Below are 22,456 nucleotides of genomic sequence, written 5' to 3' on the forward strand. Positions count from 1 at the left end.
CTGCCGATGAGACACATGAATTGGAGAAGCTGGCGGCTCATAACCCGGCACGGCTAAAACCCGCTGCAGTGATCTTGCGGAAGCCCGTCTTCCTCCTCTCGGGCTCTACGCGCCAAAAGCCCCATGAAACTGGAAATCAGGTTCAGTTCACCGCGCTCATCTGCGTGCACCATACCGCGCAGATATCCGCCCGGATTAACCACTGGCGGCAACCGTGGATCGCTCAGCCTCGCGTCTGTGATCAACCCGGCCAGGATTGCACCCATCACGGTCAATCGGTCAATCGCCGTACGCCAAGCCGAGGCATTGGCGCCGATCTCCGACAATCGCGACCAAACGCCGGTCTCAATCGCGTAGAGCGACGGGCTGGAATTCTGATCTCCGCCACCCGCGATATCGATATGCATGCGCAGCTCGGGTGAGGCCAGTTCATATAGGATGCGGTTATTCACCCGCGGTAGTTTTTGGGCCTTGCGCGATGCCGTATCTGTCGGATGATTGCTTTCTAAGCAATGCGGAGGGCCGTCAGGCCCGGAGCCGGAACAATCTGGTTCCGAGGCTTTTGCCGAGGACATTGAACTCTCGCCATCGGCGTTACAGGACAGAATTGTTTCTTCAATTTGGTCTTGTATATGGCACCCGAAACAAGCTTCGGGTTCACCCGAAATTTCACCGGGTTTTGCGACATGCTCTTCGATCCGGCTCCAAAGGTCGTAAGCCGCCTGAACATGTAGCTTGAGCGCCTCCAGCGTCATGTATTTCAACTTGTCGGCGCGCGGCCAGGATCGAAGTTCCTCCTTCATGCCTTCCAGACTTTCAGGAGGGCAGGGGAGTAAGAGAAGCACGGCCAGACTATGTTTCACATATCGGTAAAGCCGTGATCGATCCCCGCGCAGCTCGTCCTGTTCTTTCTTCTCGGCCTTGCTGCGCACGTCCGCGTCGCGCATCTCGGGAATGAGGTTCAGGGCAGGGGTCAGGAAGAGTCCAAGCTTCTTGCGCTTACAGCGCGCGCCATTTGCGCCAAGCCTGCGTTCGATCAGACCAATCCTTTCCAGCTCACGTTCGTGATTGTGGATTGTCCGATCTGTCACGCCTCGCCCGGCAATGAGGGTTTCCTGGCGCGCGTAGCAAAAGGGTTCCTGAGACGGGTCTCGAAAAGCACATGGCGTAATCATATCGATGATGATCTCTAAGGTGCGAATACACTGGGCTGATGCGCCTCTGATCTGCGCATATCCCACGCAGAGCTGACGTAACCTGTCACGGTTCCAGCCCTCAGGAAGGCCGTTGTGAAAGCGAATATTATCGTGGTGATGGGCGGATGCGATCTGCCGAAAGCTCATGGATTTGGCCTCATTTGGCAAAGGTCAGTGTTGATATCGCGGCTTCGCGGGGCAGGGTGTTCGGAATGGTTCAACGGTCTCATGGTCTGCTTCTCATTGGGGAAGCAAGGCGGCTCGAACCTCAGCAAAAAGACACAGAAAAACCGTTCGCACAGATGCGTTTGTCCTTGTCAGTAATTTTGGAGTTTCCTATAAATCAGGTGATCAAACGTGACTTAAGAAGATCCCCGCTGAGGCCCCGCCTTGCGGGGGTTTTTGTTTCTGGGATTAAGTTTTTCCTCCGGGCCAATCGGCCTGGTTTAAAAATGCAGCTGGCGATTTTTGGTGGCATAGCCAGGAGCAACGCGTTGTACCGCAGGTCAGCACCTCAATATCGGATGAGTTCGTAGTCGCTGAACCCGAATGTGTCGGTCCACTCGACGCCAACGCCGCGGAAGTAGCTGGGAGGTTCACAGCGATTGCCCAGTGGCAGCCAGTAAGGGATTGGGGCAGGAGCGCGCTCGGACCAGCGAAAATTCGTATTATCGTCGTAGGTGCCAACCACAAGATCAAGCGAACGCTCGCAATCTCCCTCCCTTGAACGACGGCGATAGCTGTAGTGGCGCACATCCCAAACCCTGATGGATCTCACAACGTCGAAATCGGAAGAAGAAAGATCGACGCTGATCGGGGTGGCTTGGAAACCGTCACCGTATTGGCCGTGATGTGCATCGATCCTTCCTATCGAGATCGCTGCGTCTACCAGTATTGGCTTAGCGGTGTCATCCGATGGAAGCTCTGGAACTGGGCTAGCACTGGTGCGCTTGATGGCTTCCAACCGTTCCATAGGACCCAAGTCCGAGGGGCTGTGTGACGTATTCATCGGACAGCGCCAGAGTTGAAGCGGCGGTTCGACCGGGTAGGGTGTGATGCGCCGAATGAACTCCGCCTTGGCTGCGACGCAATCAGCCGAACTTGGCCAACCCCCGGCGAGGCAAAGGAATATGGCACAGTCAATTGGATAGGCACGAGCCTGCGTGGCTGGCAGTGCAGCGAGTGCAACTGCAAGGGCCTTCGCGCGAGTTCGATTTCCGGATTTTGAGTGTTTCAAGATGGTCTCTCCTGCTTGCGAATCGCCTAAGCAATATCCGGCCAATATATTTCTGACAATCCAATATCGTATATTGGCGGGTTTTCTTATATTGACGTAGATTGTGTTTTAGTCCACAACTTTTGGATGTAGAAGACGGCCCATAGGGGGTCGTCATGGCGGACAACAAGAGACAATACACTGTGGTAACCATCGAGATGGTCCGGGGCCTGAAAGAGGATCAGGTTCCCTTTACATGCCGCTACGAATTTATCGGACTCGCTTCCCTTGGACGACCTAAGTACCACTGCATTTACAGCTCGCCGAACTATGTCGGGGCCTTGTGCAAGTCGAAGATCTCTCGAGCGGGCGCTGAGCCCAGAGAGTTCGATCTTTGGCCGGGCCTCTTCAAGCATCATCAGGAATTTGGTGATGGGCGCATTCTCTGCGTCAAATCAGACTATACGATCGAGTCGATTACCCCAGAGGGTCTCGAAGCAGCTCAGGCCCTGGACGCGAAATCCAAAACCTGATCGGTCACGTTCGAGAACCCGGCTCATCAAAATGCTGGGGCAGGGCGCATGAAACGGCTCTTGTTTCTCAGCGCTGCACTCGCGTCCTTGTTCATTGCTGCAGTTTGGATTGAACCAGCTAGGAAAACAAAGACTCTCGGCGCATCCGAGGTGATTGCCGTTGACGGTGACACGATCGACCATGGTGACGACCGATACCGGCTTATTGGGTTTGATACGCCTGAGACATTCCGGGCTCAGTGCGATGCTGAGAGAGCTTTGGGTCTACGAGCCAAGGACCGGCTGACGGAGCTCATCAACTTCGCGGGCGTAATTGAACTTGAGATTGAGCTGCACTTTGACGTCCACGATCGCTTCTTGGCGCTTGGGCGCGTGTCTGGACAGAACGTCGGGGCCATCCTGATTTCTGAAGGTCTGGCGCGCCCGTACTCGGGTGGCAAGCGCCAGTCCTGGTGCGGCTGAAAGAAAGGATAAAACAACGATTTATGACAGCAGAGAGAAACGACTAAGCAATAAGCAGTCCTGCCGATTGCGCCAACAATCGACAGGACAAGAAACGCCCTTAATCCATCCGGGCATTCCTCCAACATCAAGAGAGAACTGTACTATGGTAAAAACAGTAGTCCGAGATGCCGGTCCTAGATTGGGCAGCACCGCGACAGAGTCAATGGGTGCAAACCTAGACAACGCGTCTGCACCTCCGATCCCTTAGCGCTGTCTGACGATTGAGGCGCGCGGGACATCCGAACGTTCCAGCCAAAACATCTGACTAAGAGATCCGAACCAGACATTGGTCTTTTGCGGCGCCACTGAAGGTTCAGTGCTGTGTCCCAGCACCCGATTCCCCACCGCTCAGATGACCTGAAGTCGACCCCATAATAGTAATTATGTAAAAACTACTGACCTAATTTGGAGGACAAATTAGTGACCAGCTCCATCAAAAGCTTCACCGATAACAGATGTCGGATCAACGCCGTTTGGCCGTTGTTGGCGTTCTTGACGGCGACTTTCGGAACGGATGTCTGTGCCCAGGTCATTGAATACGAACCTGATGGAAGCGTGTATCTAAACGGCATTCGCGCAGAAATCGTTGATGGCGTCGTTCGTCCAATCCGGATGCGTGAATACACGCTTAATGAAAAGCCGGAAGCACCAACCCCCAAACCGCAGGCAAAGATCGAGATTGCGGGCAAAGCACCGCGGCCTCGCAGATCCTCGGGCGGCTGGTCGCAAGAGCGGATCGTCAAAGAAATCCATGCAGCGGCAAAACGGCACGACATTCCGGCCGAGTTGTTCATGGCACTGGTCTGGCAGGAAAGCCGGTATCGCGCTGATGCTCTGTCGCCCAAGGGTGCCTATGGCTTCGCACAGCTCATGCCCGGAACGGCGAAAGACCTGGGCGTGAACCCAAAGAACCCTGCAGAAAATCTCGACGGTGGTGCCCGCTATTTGGCGGCGCAGTACCGCGAGTTCGGAACCTGGAAGCTGGCGCTTGCCGCCTACAACGCCGGGCCTCACCGCGTCGTCGAATACGGCGGCGTCCCCCCCTTCACCGAAACCCGCAACTACGTGCGGATCATCCTAAGCAAAGTGAGTAAAGACCTATGAAAAGAACCCACTTCTACCAGCAGATGGCGTTTTTCGCGATCACTGCGTTCATCATCACCGCAGCGCCCGCCTCCGCTGGCTGGCTGCAAGATGCCATTGGCGATTTCATCAACGAAACACTGGCCGACTCGAAGGTCGTTGGCGTCAGCCTTGCCGCTGTCGGCTTCATCTGGGGCTGTCTCGCCTATGTGTTCGGCTGGGGTTCGTTGAAAGGCCCGGTAATCGCTATCGTCGTCGGCGCTGTTATCGGCCTCGCTGATACATTCATCGGAGGCTGATTGATGCCGCGCCGCAATACGGTCTTTCGCGGCCTGAGCCGCCCCGCAGAATGGGGCGGCCTACCCGTGATCTATCTGCTGGTGATCCTCGGGATGACCATGCTTTCGTTCTTCATGTTCGGGATAGCGCCAGCAATCATTGCGGGTTTTGTTTTCTACACCGGGCTTCGCCTCTTTTACGAATGGGAACCGGCTTTCTTCCGCGTCCTGTCCGTAACCCTTTCCAAAACTCCGCGCACCAAAAACCGCCAGCATCATGGGGGAGATTACTATAGTGCCTAAGCCTGCTGCACAGGATTTGTGGACCCTTGCCCGCTCGTTGATCGAGCCGAGCTGGCGCAAGGATGAAATGAGCCTCTTTCAGATGTTGCCTTATGGCTATGTCGTGGACGATGAGGTTATTTCCACACGCAACGGTGGCCTTATCGCCGCTGCAGAAATCACCGGAATCAATGCAAACACGCTGGACGAAAACGAGTTCGAGTTCCTGGCCGAACGGTTTGAGCGTGTGTTGCGCACAACACCCAATGAGGTGGCATTCTACGTTCATCGACTGACCGTCCCGGCTGAGACGGGTCATGTCATCACAGATCCAACCGGCTTTGCCGGTGCAGTGGCACAGGCCATGCGCTCAGCTTCCGTCGATGCAGAGCTGAAAGAACGCAAGATCATCATCAGCGCCATTCTGCAAAAGCGGCAGGATGAGCGGGCAAAACAGATGTTCGGCATGTCGTCTGGAACGATAGACGAGGAACGCCGCGAAATGATCGAACAGCTCGACGGTGTTTTCACAACACTGGCGGGCACGCTGGGCGAAAGCCGGGTGCGCCGGCTGAAGCTCAGCGAGGGGCGTTGGCTCGGCTATTATGGAATGCTGTTGAACGGTCGGTATCAGCCGATCATTCACACGAACATTGCAGAACCCATCGCCTTCAACATGCCGCAAGAGGATGTGCTGTTTCAGGGCAAGACCGGCAAACTGGTCACGGGCGACGATCAGGAACGCTCCATCCGTGTCTATTCCCTGAAGAATTACCCGATGGCTTCGTTCCCCGGCATTTTCGACGGGCTGGACCTGCCGGTTGATGTTGTGATTTCGCAATCCTTCCTGCCGATCAGCCGCGCCCAGGCGCAGGAAATGGAACGCCGCAAGTCGGGACAAATGCGCTCGGCAGGCGACAAAGCGAAGTCGCTTGAAGAAGATTTGTCCATTCTGGCGGACGGCATTGCCTCCGGCACCATGTCACTCGGCAAGCACCACCTGTCGATCTGTGTGTTTGGGAACGAGGAAGATCTGAAAACCGCCGAAAAACACATCATCGGTGAAATCCAGATTTCGGGCGGCACGGTCAAACGCGAAGCGATGTCGGCGCGGTCGGTGTACTTCGCGCAGCACCCCGGCAACTTCGCATTCCGTCCTCGTGAAGAACTGATCACGGACCAGAACTTTGCGGACATGGTTGCGTTCCACATGCGCCCTAAAGGGTTGGATGCGGAAAAGCTGCCCTGGCCGGGGCCATTGGCGACTTTGCCGACAACGCACGGGGACAGCTACGATGTTTCGCTGCACCTTCCCAAGACCAGCAAAGACGCTGAAAACCTGCCCTCCGGCCACACAATCGTTCTGGGGCCGAACGGATCGGGTAAAACTGTGACCGCGATGCTGCTGGCGACAACGGCGGTTGCACAGGGCGCGCGGATCATCGCTTTTGACAAAGACCGGGCGATGGAGGCCCCCATGCGTGCGCTCGGCGCACAGTACACCCGCGTCCGAGTTGGTGAACCAACCGGCATGAACCCGTTTCAGACCGAGACGGATGAGGCTGGGCAAAGCTGGCTCGCCAATTGGGTCATTGCCCTGTTGAGCTATGACGAACCACTGACCACCGATCAAAAGGATGAAATCACGCGGGCTTGCCAAGCGAATGCCACTTTGCCGCCTGCGCTTCAGAACTTCGATTCATTGGTGGAACGGTTCAGAGCCTTTGACGATGACAAGAACCTGTACAAGCGTGCAAGTGAATGGGCTGGCGAAGGCCGCTTGTCCTGGATGTTTGGCGAGGGTGGCTCAGATCCGTTTGCTGCTGGCGCCCGTCATCTTGTTTTCGACATTTCCGAGGTTCTGGATGACGAGTTGGTGCGGCTGGCATGGATCAGCTACGTCATGCGCCAGATCGAACGCCGCTGCGCCACCAAGATACCCACTGTCTTTGTGATTGATGAAGCATGGGTAATTGCTGGCAACCCTTATGGCGCTGGCATTCTCATAAATGCCTACACCACGTATCGGAAGCTGAACGTCATGATGATGATGATGACGCAGATCCCCGATCACCTCCTGTCGTCGGCGGCAAGTAAGTCGATCCTGGAAAACACCAGCACGCAGCTCTTGTTCCCCTCTCGATCCGGCAATGAAGCAGACTACCGGGCAATCGGCTTGAACGATTCAGAGCTGGCCGCGCTGAGGGCGCATTTTGGCGACCGCGTAATGCTCATGAAAAAGGGTGATGAGAGTGTTTGGCTCGATGTCGATGTCGGCGCTCTCGGCCCGCTTCTCCGTGTTCTGAGCGGATCAGACGGAAAATCGTTCCCTGATCCTGACTGGCGAAAAAACCCCAACTTCTGGAAGGAAATCACATGAAAACCCGCCTTGTAATCGCCCTTGTAGTTCTGGCCGCTGTCTCAGCCTGCACCAGCACCTATTCGGGCTATCGCAGCAAATGCGCCTGCGACTTTGAGCGCATGACCCCCCCTGAAAACTTGGAGCTTGTCTGATGAATATTTCAAAGAAATTCCGCACAACCATTGCTGTTTCAGTTCTGGCCGCCCTGCCCGTCATGGCATCGGCCCAGGGTGTTCCGGTGGTGGACTCTGCATCCATCACGCAGGACGCCGCCAATTCGGCCAAAGAAATCGCTGAAATGGTCCGCCAGTACGAGCAATTGCTGGAACAGTACGAGAAACTGGAACAACAGCGGGCATTGCTCGAAAACTCCTTCAAAACCATCAGCGGTTTGACAGATCTGGATGAGTTCAACAGCCGCAGCTTTTTGAAACTGGCGACTGCTGCTGACACGCTCGGCTACGCACTGGATGCAGCGGAGGGCGGTATCTCCGGCCTGCCCGATGTCGCTGCGCAGGCAATGGAACGTCGATCAATCAACCTCGGCCTGAACGATGGCATCTTGTCCGACTTCAGCGGATCGGATGTGCAGGCTCGCCGCATCCTGTCTGAGCGTGGTGGTGCGGGCCTGATGGCGTCGGCGTTGGGTGAGAATGGCTATGACATGGCCGGTCAGCTCTCCGAAGATGCTGAAAAACTGCGCGGTGAAATCGGTCAGCAAGAAGATCTGAAGGATGCAATCGACTATAACACGGCGGTTCTCCTGAAACTCCTGCAAGTTGAAATTGAAATCTTGCGCGCAACCTCGGCTAATGCTCTGGCGTCGGGCACGGATCTGGCTGCAACCGCTGCTGATCTTTCGACACTCAGCAACTATGTACGAGGAACCTCACAATGAAACTCCGCTCAACTCTCATCCTGACCATTGCAGCCGCCGTCGTTATGTCGGGTGCTGCATCGGCACAGGTGAAGCTGCGCCCGTCACCCAAGGTCGATATGCCGTTCGATGAATATCGTAAGTGCCTTGGGTACTCGGGCGCGAGTGAGTACGGTCGTCAATTCGTCAAAGACGATCAAGCGCGCATGGCCGAAGCGGGCCAATCCGCAGACAAGCAGCCTCTTGTGACCAACTGGTCGGTGGTGATCCTGAATGAACAGGTCATAGCAGCGCACGAGGCCACCATCGAGCAATGTAATCTGCGCAAGTCTGGCGAGACCTACAGCACCGAATGTCCGCTGGGTGGTTTGAGCCGTGAGGACGCGGCCCAAAAGGTCGGAGCTGACCAAGACGAGTTTTGGACCCAACCGTCCGACAATCTTGCCGCGCTTAAAAAAGAGCAACGGACCCGTCTGGAAGCTCTGCGCCCTGCAATTGAGGAGGCTTGTGGGCCGTGATCCAAGATTTCGTCAGCTCGATTGAGGCTGCGCTTAATAACTTCTCGCAGCAAGCATACAACAGCCTGGCGGCGGATCTTGCATCCGCCCTCTGGGCAATAGCCGCGCTGATCTTCGTGGCAATGCTGATCAACGGTGTGCTTCAAATCCGGGAAATCGGGTTTGGTGGCTATGTCGGCTGGATCATTCGGGCGACGATCATCATTGGTATGGCTTCCAGCTGGAGCTTCTTTCAGCCCATTTATCAGGGCATTTCGAGCCTCCCAGACACGATTGCCGGAGAATTGACCGGCACAACAAATGTCTGGGAAGCACTCGATGACATTGCGCTTCAGTGTTTCTTGATGGGCCAGCAGGCCATTGAAAACGCGACCTGGGGCCTGAGCATCACCGGGGCTATTCTCTGGGTTGTTGGGGCTGTCATCGTAGCTTTTGGCACCGGCATGGCGCTGATCGCAAAAGGCGGTCTGGCGGTCCTGCTGGGACTAGCGCCTGTTTTCATCGCAACGCTGCTCAGCTCAGCAACAGCCAATATCTTCGCAGCCTGGGCGAAAACGACTGTTGGCCTGATCATGGTCATCGTCGTTCTGACAGGTATTGTTTCTCTTATTCAGGCCCTTTTCAGCTCAGAACTGACCGCTGTTGAGGATGTGAACAATATGGAGGCCAGTGGCCGGTTTTTGGCGATCTGCATTGTGTCAATCGTGATGCTCACGCAGATCCCATCGCTCGCGGGCGGAATGTCGGGTGCAATCGTTTCGGCATCCTCGGGTCTTGCCGTGGCAACTGGTGCCGTCGCTGCCGCAAGAAGTGCATTGGGCACTGCAAGCGACGGCGCAAGGGGTGCAGTAGCCGGTGGGAAAACCGCCGCCGCGATGGCCTCCGCAGCCCGCGATGGGACAGGTGTTCGTGACAGCGCCTCGCGCGCGATGCAAGCGCGTCGGGACATTGCACACAGAGCCCGCAATCAGGATGGGGCGGCTCGACAGAGCTACGCCGCTGACCGTTACCGGCAGAGCATTCGACAAGCTCGCGTCAATAAATCTTCCTAAATCGAGGTATTGAGCTGATGTCACACGTGACAGATCACGAAAAAGAACTCTTTCTGGGTGCACGCCGCGATGCCTTCAAATGGCAGGTATTCGGCATGGTCGGCATGGCAATGGGCGTGGCCTCTATGATTGGTTGGGCGATGCTCCTTCCCTTGAAGGAAATCCGCGCGGTGCCATTCTCCATTGATCCGGACACGAAACTGCCGGTCCTGCTGACTGAAAAAGTCGAAGAACTGGAACCTTCTGAGGCGATGGCCTTCCGTGAAGTCGCAAATTATGTGCGCGACCGGGAAACCTATGATGTCCAGGACAACAACGAGCGCCTGAAATCGGTGCTGCGTCGTTCTGATGAGCTGGCCGAAACGTCCTACCGCGAACTGTGGGACGGGTCGAACGACAACCATCCGGACGAAATCTATACGCCCAAGACAAAGGTGCAGACCGAAATTCTGGGCGTGTCGCCGGTCAACGATGCGACGGTGCAGGTCGAGATCCGCAAGTCCCTGATCGTTCCAAACCAAGCAACGGCCTCAGCCCGCTACGTGGTCACAGTGACCTATGGGTTTGAGGAAAAAATCGTGACGTCGATGGACGAACTTTTGGAAAATCCATTCGGCTTCGTCGTCACCAACTATCGCGTAGACGCAATGGGAGACATCTGATGCAGCGTTCTTTCAAAACACTCACCGCCACCGCCGCAGCAGTTTTGGCATTCTCTACGCCTCTGCTCGCTGAAATCACACCGACACCGGACGGAAAGAACGCGGATCACCGCATCACGCATTTCCATTACGTCGAGAACCAGGTGTACCGCATCCCTGTGGGTGAACGCCTGATTACCTATGTTCACTTTCCGCAGGGCGAAACCGTCCGCAGCATTGGTGCGGGCGACACTGAAAGTTTTCAGATCACTCGCCTTCAGGAAGGTCGCGTTATTGCGTTCAAGCCGGAAATCCTGAACTCGGATTCAAACCTGACTGTCCTGACCAATCGCGGCACATACAACTTCTATCTGGTTCCGGCCGAGAGCGCCGCCGAACGCAAACGTGTTCCGTTCCGGGTCACGTTCTACAACAAAAACAACAGCGGCGGGACTACAACGCGCCGTGGCACGGTAGCGCGCAGCGAACCGAAACCAACAGGCCGCTTCGTCAACCAAAACTACTCGCGCTCGGGCAAAGCTGACTTCGCGCCTACTGCCGTGTGGGACGATGGCGTTCACACCTATATGCAGATCCCGCAGGATGCGGAGTTGCCGGGGATCTTCCGTGTCCTGCCTGATGGCCGCGAGCTGATGGTGAACACCACAGTCAAAGAGCGCGGCATTATCCAGGTGCAAGGCCTTTCAGATCTTTGGACACTGCGCATCGAGGACACTTCGATCTGTGTACGAAACGATGGCGACGCGTTTCAGCAGGCAAGTGTGAGCGGTCGGCCCGTCACTTCACAGACAGTTAAACCGGGGGGCAGCAAGTAATGAACCGCGATCAGACAATTGCGGCACGGGCGGCGGCTGAACAGCCGTCGCAACGTGTCCGGAAGAAGTTCGACCCAAAGAAGCTGATAACTGTTGCAATCGCAGGGGCGGTGTTCCTGGGCTTTGTATGGTTTGTCATGGGCGACGAAAACAAAAGCACCAACACGGGTGTCCGCGTTGACGCTTTGCAACAAGGCGGTGGCGAGCGATACGGGCTTTTGACCGCACGGGGACCAGAGGTCGATGAGCCGGAACAAGAGGCTTTGCCCGAGGAAATTGCGGTGGCAACACCGGTAGCAGTGCCGCAGGTCGATTCCGAAGGGCTGAAACAAGCCCTGAAAACAATCGAGCAACAGAATGGCCGGATTTCCGATCTGCAAGACGAGCTGACGGACGCCAAAGTTTCGCTGTCAGAAAAAGACGGTGAAATCGCAACGCTGAACCTGACCAATGAACGCCTTCAGGTCAGATATGATGAGCGCGAGAAAAAGTTTCAGACTGAGCTTGCCCAGGCGGTTGCTGATGCAGAGGCCCGGGCGCTCGCCAGTATGAGCCACTTGCAGACTACGGGTCTGACTGATGATGAGCGGCGCAGGCTTGAAGAACTCAAGCGGATGCGCGAGCGCCAGAACCAGTCAGACGGCATCGTGTTCGATGAAAACCCATACGGCAGAAACTAATGGAGCTGACGATGAACAGAACAGCACTCACCCTCGCCCTGGTTGCTTTGGCGTCAAGCGCGATGGCACAGGAAGCACCCGGTCAAAACTACCAGCCGATCAATGGTGGATCGCAGCCGGTCATTTTCCAACCCTTCCCTGCTGCGCCGCAGCCGGTTCAAGTCCAGCCAGACGACACCCGCTTACCTGAAGAACAGCGCGGCTATCAGGAAAACCCGAATACGACATGGCAAAACAATCTGGTCGAAGAATATCCACCCATCGTCGGGGCCTCGATCATTGACGATCCGTCGCGCACCTTAACGCAAGGCACGGTCTTGTCGGCGCTATTCGGTGGGGCGGTCAGCTCGGAACTGCCCGGTAGTGTCGTGGCAACGATCACACGCGGCGTCTACTCGATGGACGGCACACGTTTGCTTCTGCCTCGTGGATCGAAGCTCTATGGCGAGTATCGAGCGGATACGACATTGGCGCAAACGCGCATCATGATTGTTTGGAGCCGTGTCATTACACCGGATGGCCTTTCCGCTCAGATCGGCTCAGTTGGCACGGACGGACAGGGCCGCACCGGCGCGACCGGCAGGGTGAACACACACTTTGGGAAGCGGTTCGGCACGGCTGCGTTGTTGTCCATCATCGGTATTGCCCCTGTGGCGCTGGTGTCTGACAGCGACAGCAACAACTCGGTCAGAACGGATCTGGCAACCCAAGTGGGGTCTAACCTGCAGAACGCCACGGCAGCGGCGCTTGATGAATACCTGCGCATCACTCCGACAATCTTTGTCGATCAGGGCAGTCGTATCAACGCGATCCTGCAGCGCGACGTTGTGTTCGATAGCTTCTGAGAGCGAGCCAATGAGCCGACCGCCTCAGCGGTCTTTCCGGCCGCTGCCAGCATGATCGAGTGCGGTAGCGGCCTTTTTTGAAGCAAATTCAGCACTTTTTGGAAGCAATGAATCTTATGTGGATGCCTTCGTGTTCGAGGCAAAGCCGAGATGCAGCGAAGGCAACCTCCAGTGTTCCAAAAAGTGCTCTACCAAGGACAAGAACATGAGCGGGCGGAACGGGAATAGCCTTCTGGAATACTATACAGGCAAGATCGAGCATCTGTTACACGATGAAAGCCTGAGCGAAATTTCTGTGAACCCTGACGGATCGGTCTGGGTCGAAGAAATGGGCACAACGCACATGACCAGGACAGACATCACTCTGAACAGAGACGATGTAGAAAACATCGGGCGCTGCGTGGCCGGTTTCAGCGATGTAACATTCGGAGAAAAGAAGCCGATTGCGACGGCCAACGTGCCGACACAGCAGGGTAAAGCGCGGGTTCAGGTCGTGATTCCGCCAGCAACAACCGGCGTGGGGTCCGTTGCGATCCGTCTCCTGCGCGTGAAAAACGTCGATCTGGGCGCGTTCAGCTTCGCCAGCAAAGAGGCGGCGTTGGCAGAAAACAACGATCATAGCGCGCTTGAAAATGCTCGGGCTGTTCTCGCTGACGGAACAATGAACTTTGACGAGCTGGCCGACCTTGCAATGCTTAGCAAATGGAACGTGATCATTGCCGGGGGCACCTCGTCCGGCAAAACCACTGTCCTCAATGCAATGCTGAAGCGCGTCGATCCGGGCGAACGGATCGTGACGATTCAAGAAGTGGCCGAGTTGGACATCGAGCAACCCAATTCTGTCGATCTGCTTGCCGACCGTTCCGAAGAAGATGGCCCTCGATCACCAACAAAGCTGCTGGAATCGGCGCTTCGCCTCCGGCCTGACCGCCTCGTCTGCGGTGAAATCCGAGGCGACGACGCGAATATGTTCTTGGAACTGGTGAACACCGGCCACGATGGATCTGTCTGCACCATGCACGCGAACTCGCCCGTAGATGCCATTGGACGGATGAGCAAAATGGTGCGTCGCGGATCTCCGACCGTTCAAAAGTCAGAAGTGGTCGATGACATCCGGGCCACCATTCACATGATCGTTCACATGAAGAAAATCGGGGACGAACGGAAGGTCAACGGCGTGATCTTCCCGCCTCTGATGACTGCTGAACAACTGAATTGAAGGAGTACAAAGATGAAGAAATTCGAGTACCGAGACGTGCCTTTTTCGGAATGCGACGACGCCAGCGAGAAATTCGCAAAGCTGGGCAAAGAAGGTTGGGAAATGGTTGGTGTCGCACGTGCAGAATTTGGCATCGTGTGCTTCTTCAAACGCGAGCTGACCGATGGCTGAGTTTCAGGATCTACCCAAAGGCAAGAAGGTCGCGATAGCCGGTACTATGGGCTTTATCGCTACCTCGGCTTGCGCGGTGTTGGTGGTCGGGCTGGCGCTCGAATACATCAACACCAGAGGCTTTCGCGGGCTGGACATCTGGGCGATCCCAGAGAAGTTCATGGCACAGCCTGCAGAGACGCAGCAGATCATGGGTCTGGTGGCGGTGGTCGCAGTGGGTGTTTTGACCTTTGCATTTGTGGCGGCTGCGCTGCGTGGTCCCTCAACGAAATACGGTGATGCGACCTTTGCAAAGGCCCCTCAGCTCGTCCAGGAAGGCTATGCGTCGGTTCTGAAGCTCAAAGACAAATTGGATAGTGAAATCGTGTTTGCCAAATTTGGTGAGCCAAAGGACAAAAACGCGATCTACTATAAGCCCGGCCCCGGTGTCCAAAAGCCGCACGCGATGTTCATTGCCCCGTCTGGTTCGGGCAAAACCAGCGGCTTTGTGATCCCGAATGTCCTGCGTTTCAATGGGTCTTGCGTCGTCCTGGACATCAAGGGCGAGATTTTCCAGACAACCGGCGCGCGTCGGGCAGCAATGGGCGATGAGGTTTTTGTGTTCGACCCCGAGAACCCCGACAAAAGCCACAGCTACAACCCTCTGCGCCGCGCAGCACGTGCCGACAATCTGGACCGGCGATGGGAAGAAGTGATTCAGGTTGCAACTCAGATGTTCGACACGCCCAGCTCGTCCGCGCAGGGCTTTATGGGTGGTGTTGAAGGCATGTTCTGCGCAATGGCGATGCTGGCGATCAAAAGAAAGCGGCCATACATTTCCGAAGTCCTGCGCCTGGTCAAAACGACCAAGCAAAAGGACTATGAGAAAATGGCTGAAGAAGTTGGATATGCGCGAGCTGCAGATGAGTTTCTGAATCTTGCAGCCGAAGAATCCAAAATCCTGCGGTCAACGATTTCGGTTATGTTGAACTCCGGCCTGCAGCTCTGGCGCAACCCGTCGGTAGCAAGAGCCACGCAGGGCAATGACATCAACTTTGAAGATCTGCGTCGGCGCCCCAGCTCGATCTACTTTTCCGTGCCAGGGAAAAAGGTCAAAGAGTTCCGGACGCTCATTCGCCTGTTCTTCCTCGATCTGGTGAACACCATCGAAACTGTTGAGCCGGGCGAAGATGAGCCGTTCAAGGTTTTGATGCTGCTCGATGAGTTCCAACGCCTCGGCCATCTTGAGCGCGTTGTTGAAGCCTATGACACCATGCGATCGTTCGGGGGCAGGCTCGTGGTGATTTCGCAAACACTGTCGCGCCTACAGGACATTTATGGGCACGAGGGTGTGCGGGCGATGCTGGCAAACGCTGGAACCCAGATGTTTGCCGCCTCAGAGGATTCCGAAGTACGCGAACATGTGTCCAGGTCCATCGGGGACAAAACGGTCATAAGCAAGTCGAAGTCTCGAGCACTCGGCAAGATGGAAATGGGCAGCATATCAGAGCGTGAAGAAGGCATTCGCCTGCTCCGGCCCGAACACGTTGGCCGATTGCCTGAAAATGAAGTTGTGCTGATCCGCGAAGGCAAGATGCCGGTGATTGCAAACAAGATCCGATACTTCGAAGATCCCTATTTCATGCAGTTCCTTGGGGGTGATGCTCCAAAGATCAAAGGTACACATCTGGATCTTGCTGAAGAACAGGCCAGGGACACGGCAAAGGCTCTGGCGGATGCGAATCCGGCCCCTGCCCCGGTGAAAGAGGTTTCTGAAAAAGACCAGGAACTTCAGGCGGCATTTGATGCGCAGCGCACGGTCGCAAAGCGGAAAAGTCGGTCAGCGAAAGATATGGCGATGGAGAAAATGAAAGCCAAACGGGCTGAAAGTAGCGCCTTCACTTGACGGGGGTAACAGGACGCGGCCGAACCGGACCTTACTTCAATATGCAGAGAACGGCAGGAGAGAGCCCTAACCTGCTCGTGCTGCGACTTACATATATGTCCGCTTCCGTGAAGCTTACTAGAATGGCGCATTGTCAGCTTTATGCCTGCTGAGAATTGTCGTCATAGTATCGACAGCAAAAACACTCATCAAAAACCAACAGATTGACGACAGATCAAGGGAACCCCGCACGCATATAAACGATGATCTTCCAAAGGTCTTCTTCGCTCAGCGCTTCCTTGAAGGCTGGCATGTCTGTTCCGAAGCGTTCGCCGCCCTCGGAAATTGCCCAAAGAAGGTACTCGTCCCCCGACATCGGCATCTGAACGAACCATCGTAGGAGAGCGGGAGAGGGCGCGAGCGAACGTCCGGCTTCACCATCGCCCAAACCCTCAGCTCCATGACAGCTTGCGCAGTTTTCCGTATATAGCGTCTTGCCCTCCGAAACATTCTCGGGCGTTGCACGAATGGTGCTCCGAGCCCCGCGGTAGGCTGCGGGCACGTCCTCGTTCATATACGTCCAATGTCGTTGCATGCGCTGCTGCTGGCCAGGCCCCATATTGCCGTGCCCCCAACCACGCATGTGCTCAGACCTCATGTGGTTAGATCCCATTGGCCCGTGACCCCACCAATCTCCTCGTTGTTGTTGTGCGCAACCCACTGTAGCAATGGTGATAGACAGAACGCTTAAGGTAAGAGTGCGTAATCCAAGCTTCGTCATCTTCTCCTCCTTACTGTTTCCGCTCGATGAACGTCGCCTCAGGCCGCTTCGTAACTCTTGAACACCTCGGTGCTACCGTCCTTGAGGATCAAAAACACGTCGTAGGCCTCACGACGATCTTCCGGCCCCATCCCAGGGGAACCGTAGGGCATGCCAGGAACAGCAAGTCCAACAGCACTGGGTTGCTCCTCCAGCAGACGACGAATGTCTGCAACCGGCACATGCCCCTCGATCATATAGCCATCGATCTCGCCTGTGTGGCAGGACATCATTTCTTCGGGAATGCCGTTGTCCAATTTGTGGCGGACAAGCTGTGTTCCAAAGCTGCGCTCCTCGGTAATGCGAAAGCCTTCCTGCCGCAGGATGTCGATCCAAACCTGGCAACAGCCGCAGTTCGGATCCTTGAGAACACGGACGGAAGGCGTGTCTTGCGCAAACGCGGCAAATGGTACTGTGCTGGCAAAGCCAGCGGCGTAAGTCAGTACTTGGCGGCGTTTCAGGTTCATGGCGAGAGTCCTTGGTATTTCCAACTAAATTGAGCCGATTTCGTATCATTCGAGATCAAAGGTCATAATCCACGTCAAACATGCTCATGTTCGCCAACTTCCCGACGCTCGGCGAGCGCTTGGCGCACGATCTGGAAAGCAGAGGAAAGAAACAACGTTGCCATGACCGCCGCAACAATCAGGTCAGGCCAACCGCTAGCTGTGCCCCAGACGCCTAAAGCTGCAAACATAACGGCCACATTGCCAATGGCGTCATTACGCGAACATAGCCAGACAGAGCGCACATTTGCATCGCCGTCCTTGTAACGGACGAGCAAGAGAACACTTGCGAGATTGGTCATAAGAGCGAAAAAGCCAACGATGCCCATGATCTCGGCCTCCGGCACTCCGACATAGAACACCCGGTACACGGTCGATCCAAACACCCAAAGACCCATCAGCAGCAAGCTCACCCCTTTCGCCAGAGCGGCATTGGTGCGTGCACGGATTGAAGCCCCGATCACTGCCAGCGAGATACCGTAGGTCAAAGCATCCCCAAGGAAGTCTAGAGCGTCGGCCTGAAGTGCCTGAGACTTTGCATAGTGACCGGCAGTCATCTCGACGACGAACATCACCGCGTTCAGAGCAATGACAATCCACAGCCTCCTTTTGTAGTCGTCTGATACGCCGTCGAATTTGGCGTTGTGTCCGCAACATGCTGACATTGGGAAGCCCTTTTTGTATCTGTCGTGACCATAGTGTAGTGTCTCTAGTTACTAGAGGTTCAAGAGGTATTTTCATGTTTTCTATCGGGGAGCTTTCCAAGCGCACGAAGGTCAAAGTTCCGACTATCCGCTACTATGAGGAAATGGGCCTGCTTGCCGCACCAGAACGCACCGAAGGCAACCAACGGCGCTACGATGTGGCAGGGCTAGAGCGTCTCAGTTTCATCAAGCATGCACGCGATCTTGGTTTCTCAATTGAAGCGATCTCCGAATTGATTGTGCTTCAAGGCCACCCGGATCGTTCATGCCAAGCCGCAACGGACATCGCCGTCTCACAACTTTCCGAAGTAAGAGCAAAGATCAAACGACTACGGGCTCTTGAAAAAGAGCTGGTTCGGATTTCGAAGGGCTGTGATGACGAAGGAGTGTCAGAGAACTGCTATGTGCTCGCGTCTCTTGCCGATCATAAACTCTGTCACCACGATCACTAAACTATGAGCGGACATTGCTTTAGTCCCAGCGAAAGACTGTTTTGTCCGCTTCTTGCCTATTCAAACGTGGTGCAGCGAATGCCCGGAATGTCCAAGGACAAGAGTCCGTCCCAATCGGAACAGACCCCACATTACTCCAACCCGGTGGTCTCGCTGTTCCCGGCAACACATTCACCGGCGCGAACAATCATCTATCATGTCCTCCGTGGTTAAAGACTGTGTCCATCATACTCATGGACGTGGGTAGCCTGTTCGCGGGTATGGGCAATCTCTTGCACCACGGCGGCAATCTTGCTGGATGAAACTTGGTGCAGCTCACCAACAACGGCCTCCGCGCGCTCGTAGCTGTCCGGAACGCCTTGGCTGTTGAAATGGGCGGCAGCGGTGGAAATGTCCGCGTCTTTCCAAGTCGCCGTTGTGCCGATTGAAACGCTGTCATGATCGTTGTAGCGGGCCAGGAACTTGCTTCCGTCGAGACCGAAGCTGTGCGCGGTCGCCACAATGTCATCACGCACAGCCAGCCATTTTTCGGCTTCCGTGGGGTCCAGGTTGTCCAACTCGGCCGCATTCATGGATGTGGTGTAGCTGTCATCAGCCAAAGTGTATGCCTGCAGGTCGGTGTCATATGGGCGCAGTTCGGCAACATCGCCTTTCAACTCCCCGATCTGAACGTCCATTGCGGCACGCAAGTGTGGATCTTCGACCTCTCGTGCAAGAGCCTCCATGTTCTCGATGGAGTTCACGATGTCCTTGGTCTGCTGCTCGTAGTTCTCAAAGATGGCCTCCCCCAAAGCGGATTGCATATACTGAACATAGCGATCACCGGGCGACTGGTAGTCGTCGGACTCCTGAAAATCCTTGTCACCACTCAGATCCGCAAGGGACGAATAGTAAGGGTGATACAGATCGTATTCCTGAGCATCACTCATGTGCTGAGAAACCAAAGCCTGCATATCGTTCAGATCAACCGGCTCCCCTGACCGCTCCGCAGCTTCAAATTCGATTTTGAATTCTTCGACCAGATCTTGTTGCGCAGTATGTTCGTCAACACGGCGGTTGGCCTGGTCCTCGATGTCGAAGCTGTTTGAGGCGATGGCTGCACGATCAAAGCCCATCGCCTGCTGTTCTTTCCTGATGATGTCGATCTGCTCTGAAACGCGATCTTCACGCGGGGCGGATTGATCAAATCTGGAATAGGGTGCGAAGTGTTCGACTTCGTTCAAAAGATAGTCTGTACGCGAAACCATAGTTTTTCCTTTGCGAGTTGATGGAAAACTCTGTGATGGGTCTGCCTGGGGCGTTGGCGCGCGCATCAGGCAGACCGGTTAAAGTCCTTACAAGCTGTGCCCGTCATCGTCACCGCGCCCCTGCAAGAGCGGGTGCGTTGCGTGGGCGTGAACGTCTGAAAGTTCTTCTGAGATTGCGATGATCCTGGAAGACGCAAGCTGGTGCAGCTCGTCAACAACGGCCTCAGCGCGGTCGTGGCTGTCGGGTAATCCTTGCGCCTGGAAGTGGGCCGCGGCGGTCGAAATGTCGTCGCTGCGCCATCCCATTGTTGTACCCAGGGTGACGTTCTGATGATCGCCAAAGCGGGCAACGAACGCCTCGCCATCGAGGCCGTAGCTGCTGGCCGTGTCGGTGACTTCTTTGCGGATCGCTGCCCACTTGCCGGCCTCTGAATAATCCAAGACATCCATTTCGGCAGTGCCCATTCCCATCATCGTTGAATAGCGGCGGTCCTCGATGATGAAGGCTTGAAGGTCCGGATCGTTGGTGCGCAGGTCCGCAACGTCGCCCTTCAACTCGCCAATTTGAATATCCATAGCGACACGCAGATGAGGGTCGTCAACCTCACGGGCCAGCCCTTCCATCTTGTCGATGGATTGCAGCAATTCTTTGGTCTGAGTCTGGAAGTCCTCATAGGCCCCCTTGCCCAAGGTGTCCTGTATATAGACCTCGTACCGGCGTGCTGCCGGGGCATAATCAGCGGACGACTGGAACGCCTTGTCATCGACAATATCAGCAAGGGCAGACAGATACGGATGGCTCTGTTCGTTGTCCCGAACGTCGCTGATATGGGCAACAACCTGAGCCTTCAGCTCGGGTGCGATTGTTTCCTCAGAACCGCCTAATTCGATGTGTCGCCGCAAGTTGCTCATGACTTCGGGCGACACATAAGACGGGTCTCCTGGCTCGCCGTAATCATCAAAATGATGGGCTTGATCCAGCAGATGTTCCATTCTCGATACCATAGGTTCCTCACTTTCAACGAGTTGGATGGCAAACTCTTCGATCCGGTCTTTGACAGCGTTGGCGCGCTCATCAAACAGATCCGACATTCTTGCGATGGAGAGTGTCATCACATCACCGGCCATGTCGCGGGCCGTAACTTCAACCTCCGGAGTGCTTTCAACAACAGACAGTCCGGCCTGAACCTTCCACGTGTCGGTCTCAACTTCCTGCCGCAAACCGCGCTCAAGGCGGGTCGTTGCGGTCAGCTCAATTCCGTATCCTTCGGCAACCTCAACCTGGATAGAGCGCTGAACGTCGATGTTCATGTCGCTGCTCATACCCATAGCCAACCACTGCCCATGTTCCACGCCTCGGTTATTCACAACGATGTGGACATGGGGGTTGTCAGTGTCGTTGTGGAACACGGTCAGATAGTCCCAGGTATCGCCAAAATCACCGCTCCCAAACAGGCGATCCGCGAAGTCCAAACCGGCCTCATGCGCGGCATCCGGATAGGTGCCTTCGGGAAAAGAAACGATCATGTGACGGGTATAACCATAGTTGGTTTTCCCGTTGAAATCCTCGGCCCAGGTCTCGATCAGATCACTCACCTGATCGGCATCGAGCGGGGTCACACCATTGTCGCGGATGTCCAACACGCCCTCTGCCCTGACGGTCAGGTAATTGATCTGGCGGCGCAGCTCATGCGCTTTTTTCACCCCACCTTTGCGGACGTGTTTCACAACCGCCTCGGGCTTTCCAACCACAGCACCAAGCCGCGCCTTGATGGATGAGGCCCGCGAGATCATGAACTTCATGCGCTTGGCGGTTTGCAGCTGCTGGCTGATCTGCTTGGACCGATCGATACCCTTCTGCGCTTCCCGGAAGGCTAGCTCCAGAAAGTCCCCTGCCGTCAAATTGTGAGCCGCGACGTTCATGCTTCAGATGTCCTCTCATCGTCGCGCAAGATTCGGCGAATGGCGGAGTCTGGCTCTCGGTTTCGGCGGGCCGCGGTGATCAGCGCCTTCAGGTCTTGCCGGTGCTGGATGATCGCACGATGGAGGTTTTCGACATCGCGCCGGTCGTCATCGGTCCAGATCACCGAACCGCGTTTGGCCGATTTTGCGAGCTGATTGAGGTTGGTGTATCCACCCTGAACCTGCCGCAAGTGCGTCTGCCAGAGATCGACAACGGCCGGGTCAGGATCGAGATACCCGATCAGACGATAGATCAGTCGTTGGATGATCTGGTTGCGGCTCTTGGCCCCAAGCGACTGCACGGCCTCCTCCAAACGCACCAACGCATCTGACGGCAATCGAACGGAAAAGACAGTGGTGTCGCCGGGCTTGCTCAATGTATACCTCTGGTTGTTTTTATGACTTGTAACACAACTACCTTATCCTGTCATACTCTCCAAGAGGAAACCGGGGGTGATTTTAGAAATCCGTATTTTCTCAAATTGCCCCCGGAACAGTTTTGCTCTTGGAGGCAATCTCCACGCCGGGAAAAGGGTCCTGCCCCTTTTCCAGCCAGCAGGCGTGGGTGCCGGTGGACCGGCGCAGGGCAATCACGCAAAGCGGGAGCT

26 protein-coding genes are annotated in these 22,456 nt (G+C 55.6%); 18 read left to right on the plus strand and 8 right to left on the minus strand.

Features of this window, described 5'->3' with window-relative positions:
• Positions 1-53 precede the first annotated feature (53 nt).
• Positions 54-1,343 (minus strand): helix-turn-helix domain-containing protein, encoded by a 1,290-nt coding sequence (locus tag ACR1XU_RS20100; protein WP_170417959.1) that lies wholly within the window; start codon positions 1,341-1,343, stop codon positions 54-56.
• Between the two features lie 367 nt (positions 1,344-1,710).
• The gene (locus ACR1XU_RS20105) at positions 1,711-2,205 is read right to left on the minus strand and encodes a hypothetical protein (protein WP_170417962.1); all 495 of its coding nucleotides are present in this window, start codon (positions 2,203-2,205) and stop codon (positions 1,711-1,713) included.
• A gap of 383 nt (positions 2,206-2,588) precedes the next feature.
• On the opposite strand from ACR1XU_RS20105, the gene ACR1XU_RS20110 reads away from it, so the two are divergent.
• The 17 genes from ACR1XU_RS20110 to ACR1XU_RS20190 all read left to right on the plus strand — a co-directional run bounded on the left by ACR1XU_RS20110 (position 2,589) and on the right by ACR1XU_RS20190 (position 16,178).
• Complete coding sequence (locus ACR1XU_RS20110; RefSeq protein ID WP_142638830.1) at positions 2,589-2,945, plus strand: hypothetical protein; 357 nt, start codon at positions 2,589-2,591, stop codon at positions 2,943-2,945.
• A gap of 48 nt (positions 2,946-2,993) precedes the next feature.
• A complete protein-coding gene (locus ACR1XU_RS20115) occupies positions 2,994-3,407 on the plus strand; it encodes a thermonuclease family protein (protein WP_170417964.1) in 414 nt (137 codons plus the stop codon).
• A 462-nt stretch (positions 3,408-3,869) separates the two neighbouring features.
• The gene (locus ACR1XU_RS20120) at positions 3,870-4,553 is read left to right on the plus strand and encodes a lytic transglycosylase domain-containing protein (RefSeq protein ID WP_331252774.1); all 684 of its coding nucleotides are present in this window, start codon (positions 3,870-3,872) and stop codon (positions 4,551-4,553) included.
• Positions 4,550-4,831 (plus strand): HAD family hydrolase, encoded by a 282-nt coding sequence (locus ACR1XU_RS20125; protein ID WP_152460685.1) that lies wholly within the window; start codon positions 4,550-4,552, stop codon positions 4,829-4,831. The genes ACR1XU_RS20120 and ACR1XU_RS20125 overlap by 4 nt, the downstream gene beginning before the upstream one ends.
• 3 nt (positions 4,832-4,834) lie before the next feature.
• A complete protein-coding gene (locus ACR1XU_RS20130) occupies positions 4,835-5,113 on the plus strand; it encodes a VirB3 family type IV secretion system protein (protein WP_152460684.1) in 279 nt (92 codons plus the stop codon).
• Complete coding sequence (locus ACR1XU_RS20135; protein WP_170417967.1) at positions 5,106-7,472, plus strand: VirB4 family type IV secretion/conjugal transfer ATPase; 2,367 nt, start codon at positions 5,106-5,108, stop codon at positions 7,470-7,472. Before ACR1XU_RS20130 ends, ACR1XU_RS20135 begins: the two co-directional genes overlap by 8 nt.
• Entirely contained in the window at positions 7,469-7,606 is a 138-nt protein-coding gene (locus ACR1XU_RS20140) for a hypothetical protein (protein WP_170417970.1), read from the plus strand. The genes ACR1XU_RS20135 and ACR1XU_RS20140 overlap by 4 nt, the downstream gene beginning before the upstream one ends.
• Positions 7,606-8,352, plus strand: coding sequence for a type IV secretion system protein (locus ACR1XU_RS20145; protein ID WP_170417973.1), 747 nt, complete (start codon positions 7,606-7,608; stop codon positions 8,350-8,352). Before ACR1XU_RS20140 ends, ACR1XU_RS20145 begins: the two co-directional genes overlap by 1 nt.
• The gene (locus ACR1XU_RS20150) at positions 8,349-8,849 is read left to right on the plus strand and encodes a hypothetical protein (RefSeq protein ID WP_170417977.1); all 501 of its coding nucleotides are present in this window, start codon (positions 8,349-8,351) and stop codon (positions 8,847-8,849) included. The genes ACR1XU_RS20145 and ACR1XU_RS20150 overlap by 4 nt, the downstream gene beginning before the upstream one ends.
• Positions 8,846-9,901: a TrbL/VirB6 family protein gene (locus ACR1XU_RS20155; RefSeq protein ID WP_170417979.1), complete on the plus strand. Its 1,056-nt coding sequence runs from the start codon at positions 8,846-8,848 to the stop codon at positions 9,899-9,901. The genes ACR1XU_RS20150 and ACR1XU_RS20155 overlap by 4 nt, the downstream gene beginning before the upstream one ends.
• 17 nt (positions 9,902-9,918) lie before the next feature.
• Positions 9,919-10,563, plus strand: coding sequence for a VirB8 family type IV secretion system protein (locus tag ACR1XU_RS20160; protein WP_170417982.1), 645 nt, complete (start codon positions 9,919-9,921; stop codon positions 10,561-10,563).
• Complete coding sequence (locus tag ACR1XU_RS20165) at positions 10,563-11,378, plus strand: TrbG/VirB9 family P-type conjugative transfer protein (RefSeq protein ID WP_170417985.1); 816 nt, start codon at positions 10,563-10,565, stop codon at positions 11,376-11,378. Before ACR1XU_RS20160 ends, ACR1XU_RS20165 begins: the two co-directional genes overlap by 1 nt.
• Positions 11,378-12,058, plus strand: coding sequence for a hypothetical protein (locus tag ACR1XU_RS20170; protein WP_170417989.1), 681 nt, complete (start codon positions 11,378-11,380; stop codon positions 12,056-12,058). The genes ACR1XU_RS20165 and ACR1XU_RS20170 overlap by 1 nt, the downstream gene beginning before the upstream one ends.
• 11 nt (positions 12,059-12,069) lie before the next feature.
• Complete coding sequence (locus ACR1XU_RS20175) at positions 12,070-12,903, plus strand: TraB/TrbI/VirB10 family type IV secretion system protein (protein ID WP_170417992.1); 834 nt, start codon at positions 12,070-12,072, stop codon at positions 12,901-12,903.
• A 205-nt stretch (positions 12,904-13,108) separates the two neighbouring features.
• Positions 13,109-14,122, plus strand: a complete 1,014-nt coding sequence (locus ACR1XU_RS20180) for an ATPase, T2SS/T4P/T4SS family (RefSeq protein ID WP_170417994.1) — start codon at positions 13,109-13,111, stop codon at positions 14,120-14,122.
• Between the two features lie 12 nt (positions 14,123-14,134).
• Positions 14,135-14,293 (plus strand): hypothetical protein, encoded by a 159-nt coding sequence (locus ACR1XU_RS20185; protein ID WP_170417997.1) that lies wholly within the window; start codon positions 14,135-14,137, stop codon positions 14,291-14,293.
• The gene (locus ACR1XU_RS20190) at positions 14,286-16,178 is read left to right on the plus strand and encodes a type IV secretory system conjugative DNA transfer family protein (RefSeq protein WP_170418000.1); all 1,893 of its coding nucleotides are present in this window, start codon (positions 14,286-14,288) and stop codon (positions 16,176-16,178) included. Before ACR1XU_RS20185 ends, ACR1XU_RS20190 begins: the two co-directional genes overlap by 8 nt.
• A 214-nt stretch (positions 16,179-16,392) precedes the next feature.
• On the opposite strand, the gene ACR1XU_RS20195 is transcribed toward ACR1XU_RS20190, so the two are convergent.
• From ACR1XU_RS20195 to ACR1XU_RS20205, 3 genes are all read right to left on the minus strand, one after another.
• Complete coding sequence (locus ACR1XU_RS20195) at positions 16,393-16,752, minus strand: c-type cytochrome (protein ID WP_170418003.1); 360 nt, start codon at positions 16,750-16,752, stop codon at positions 16,393-16,395.
• A gap of 224 nt (positions 16,753-16,976) precedes the next feature.
• Positions 16,977-17,444, minus strand: a complete 468-nt coding sequence (locus tag ACR1XU_RS20200) for a DUF411 domain-containing protein (protein ID WP_170417767.1) — start codon at positions 17,442-17,444, stop codon at positions 16,977-16,979.
• A 74-nt stretch (positions 17,445-17,518) separates the two neighbouring features.
• Positions 17,519-18,148 (minus strand): cation efflux transmembrane domain-containing protein, encoded by a 630-nt coding sequence (locus ACR1XU_RS20205; protein ID WP_170417770.1) that lies wholly within the window; start codon positions 18,146-18,148, stop codon positions 17,519-17,521.
• A gap of 74 nt (positions 18,149-18,222) precedes the next feature.
• Between ACR1XU_RS20205 and ACR1XU_RS20210 the strand changes: the two genes are divergently transcribed.
• A complete protein-coding gene (locus tag ACR1XU_RS20210; protein ID WP_170417773.1) occupies positions 18,223-18,639 on the plus strand; it encodes a MerR family transcriptional regulator in 417 nt (138 codons plus the stop codon).
• Between the two features lie 209 nt (positions 18,640-18,848).
• On the opposite strand, the gene ACR1XU_RS20215 is transcribed toward ACR1XU_RS20210, so the two are convergent.
• The 3 genes from ACR1XU_RS20215 to ACR1XU_RS20225 all read right to left on the minus strand — a co-directional run bounded on the left by ACR1XU_RS20215 (position 18,849) and on the right by ACR1XU_RS20225 (position 22,225).
• A complete protein-coding gene (locus tag ACR1XU_RS20215) occupies positions 18,849-19,886 on the minus strand; it encodes a hypothetical protein (RefSeq protein ID WP_170417776.1) in 1,038 nt (345 codons plus the stop codon).
• Between the two features lie 87 nt (positions 19,887-19,973).
• A complete protein-coding gene (locus tag ACR1XU_RS20220) occupies positions 19,974-21,809 on the minus strand; it encodes a relaxase/mobilization nuclease domain-containing protein (protein ID WP_170417779.1) in 1,836 nt (611 codons plus the stop codon).
• Positions 21,806-22,225, minus strand: a complete 420-nt coding sequence (locus ACR1XU_RS20225; protein WP_170417782.1) for a hypothetical protein — start codon at positions 22,223-22,225, stop codon at positions 21,806-21,808. The genes ACR1XU_RS20220 and ACR1XU_RS20225 overlap by 4 nt, the downstream gene beginning before the upstream one ends.
• Positions 22,226-22,456 lie beyond the last annotated feature (231 nt).

The sequence above is a fragment of the Ruegeria sp. D1(2025) genome, from assembly GCF_056536425.1.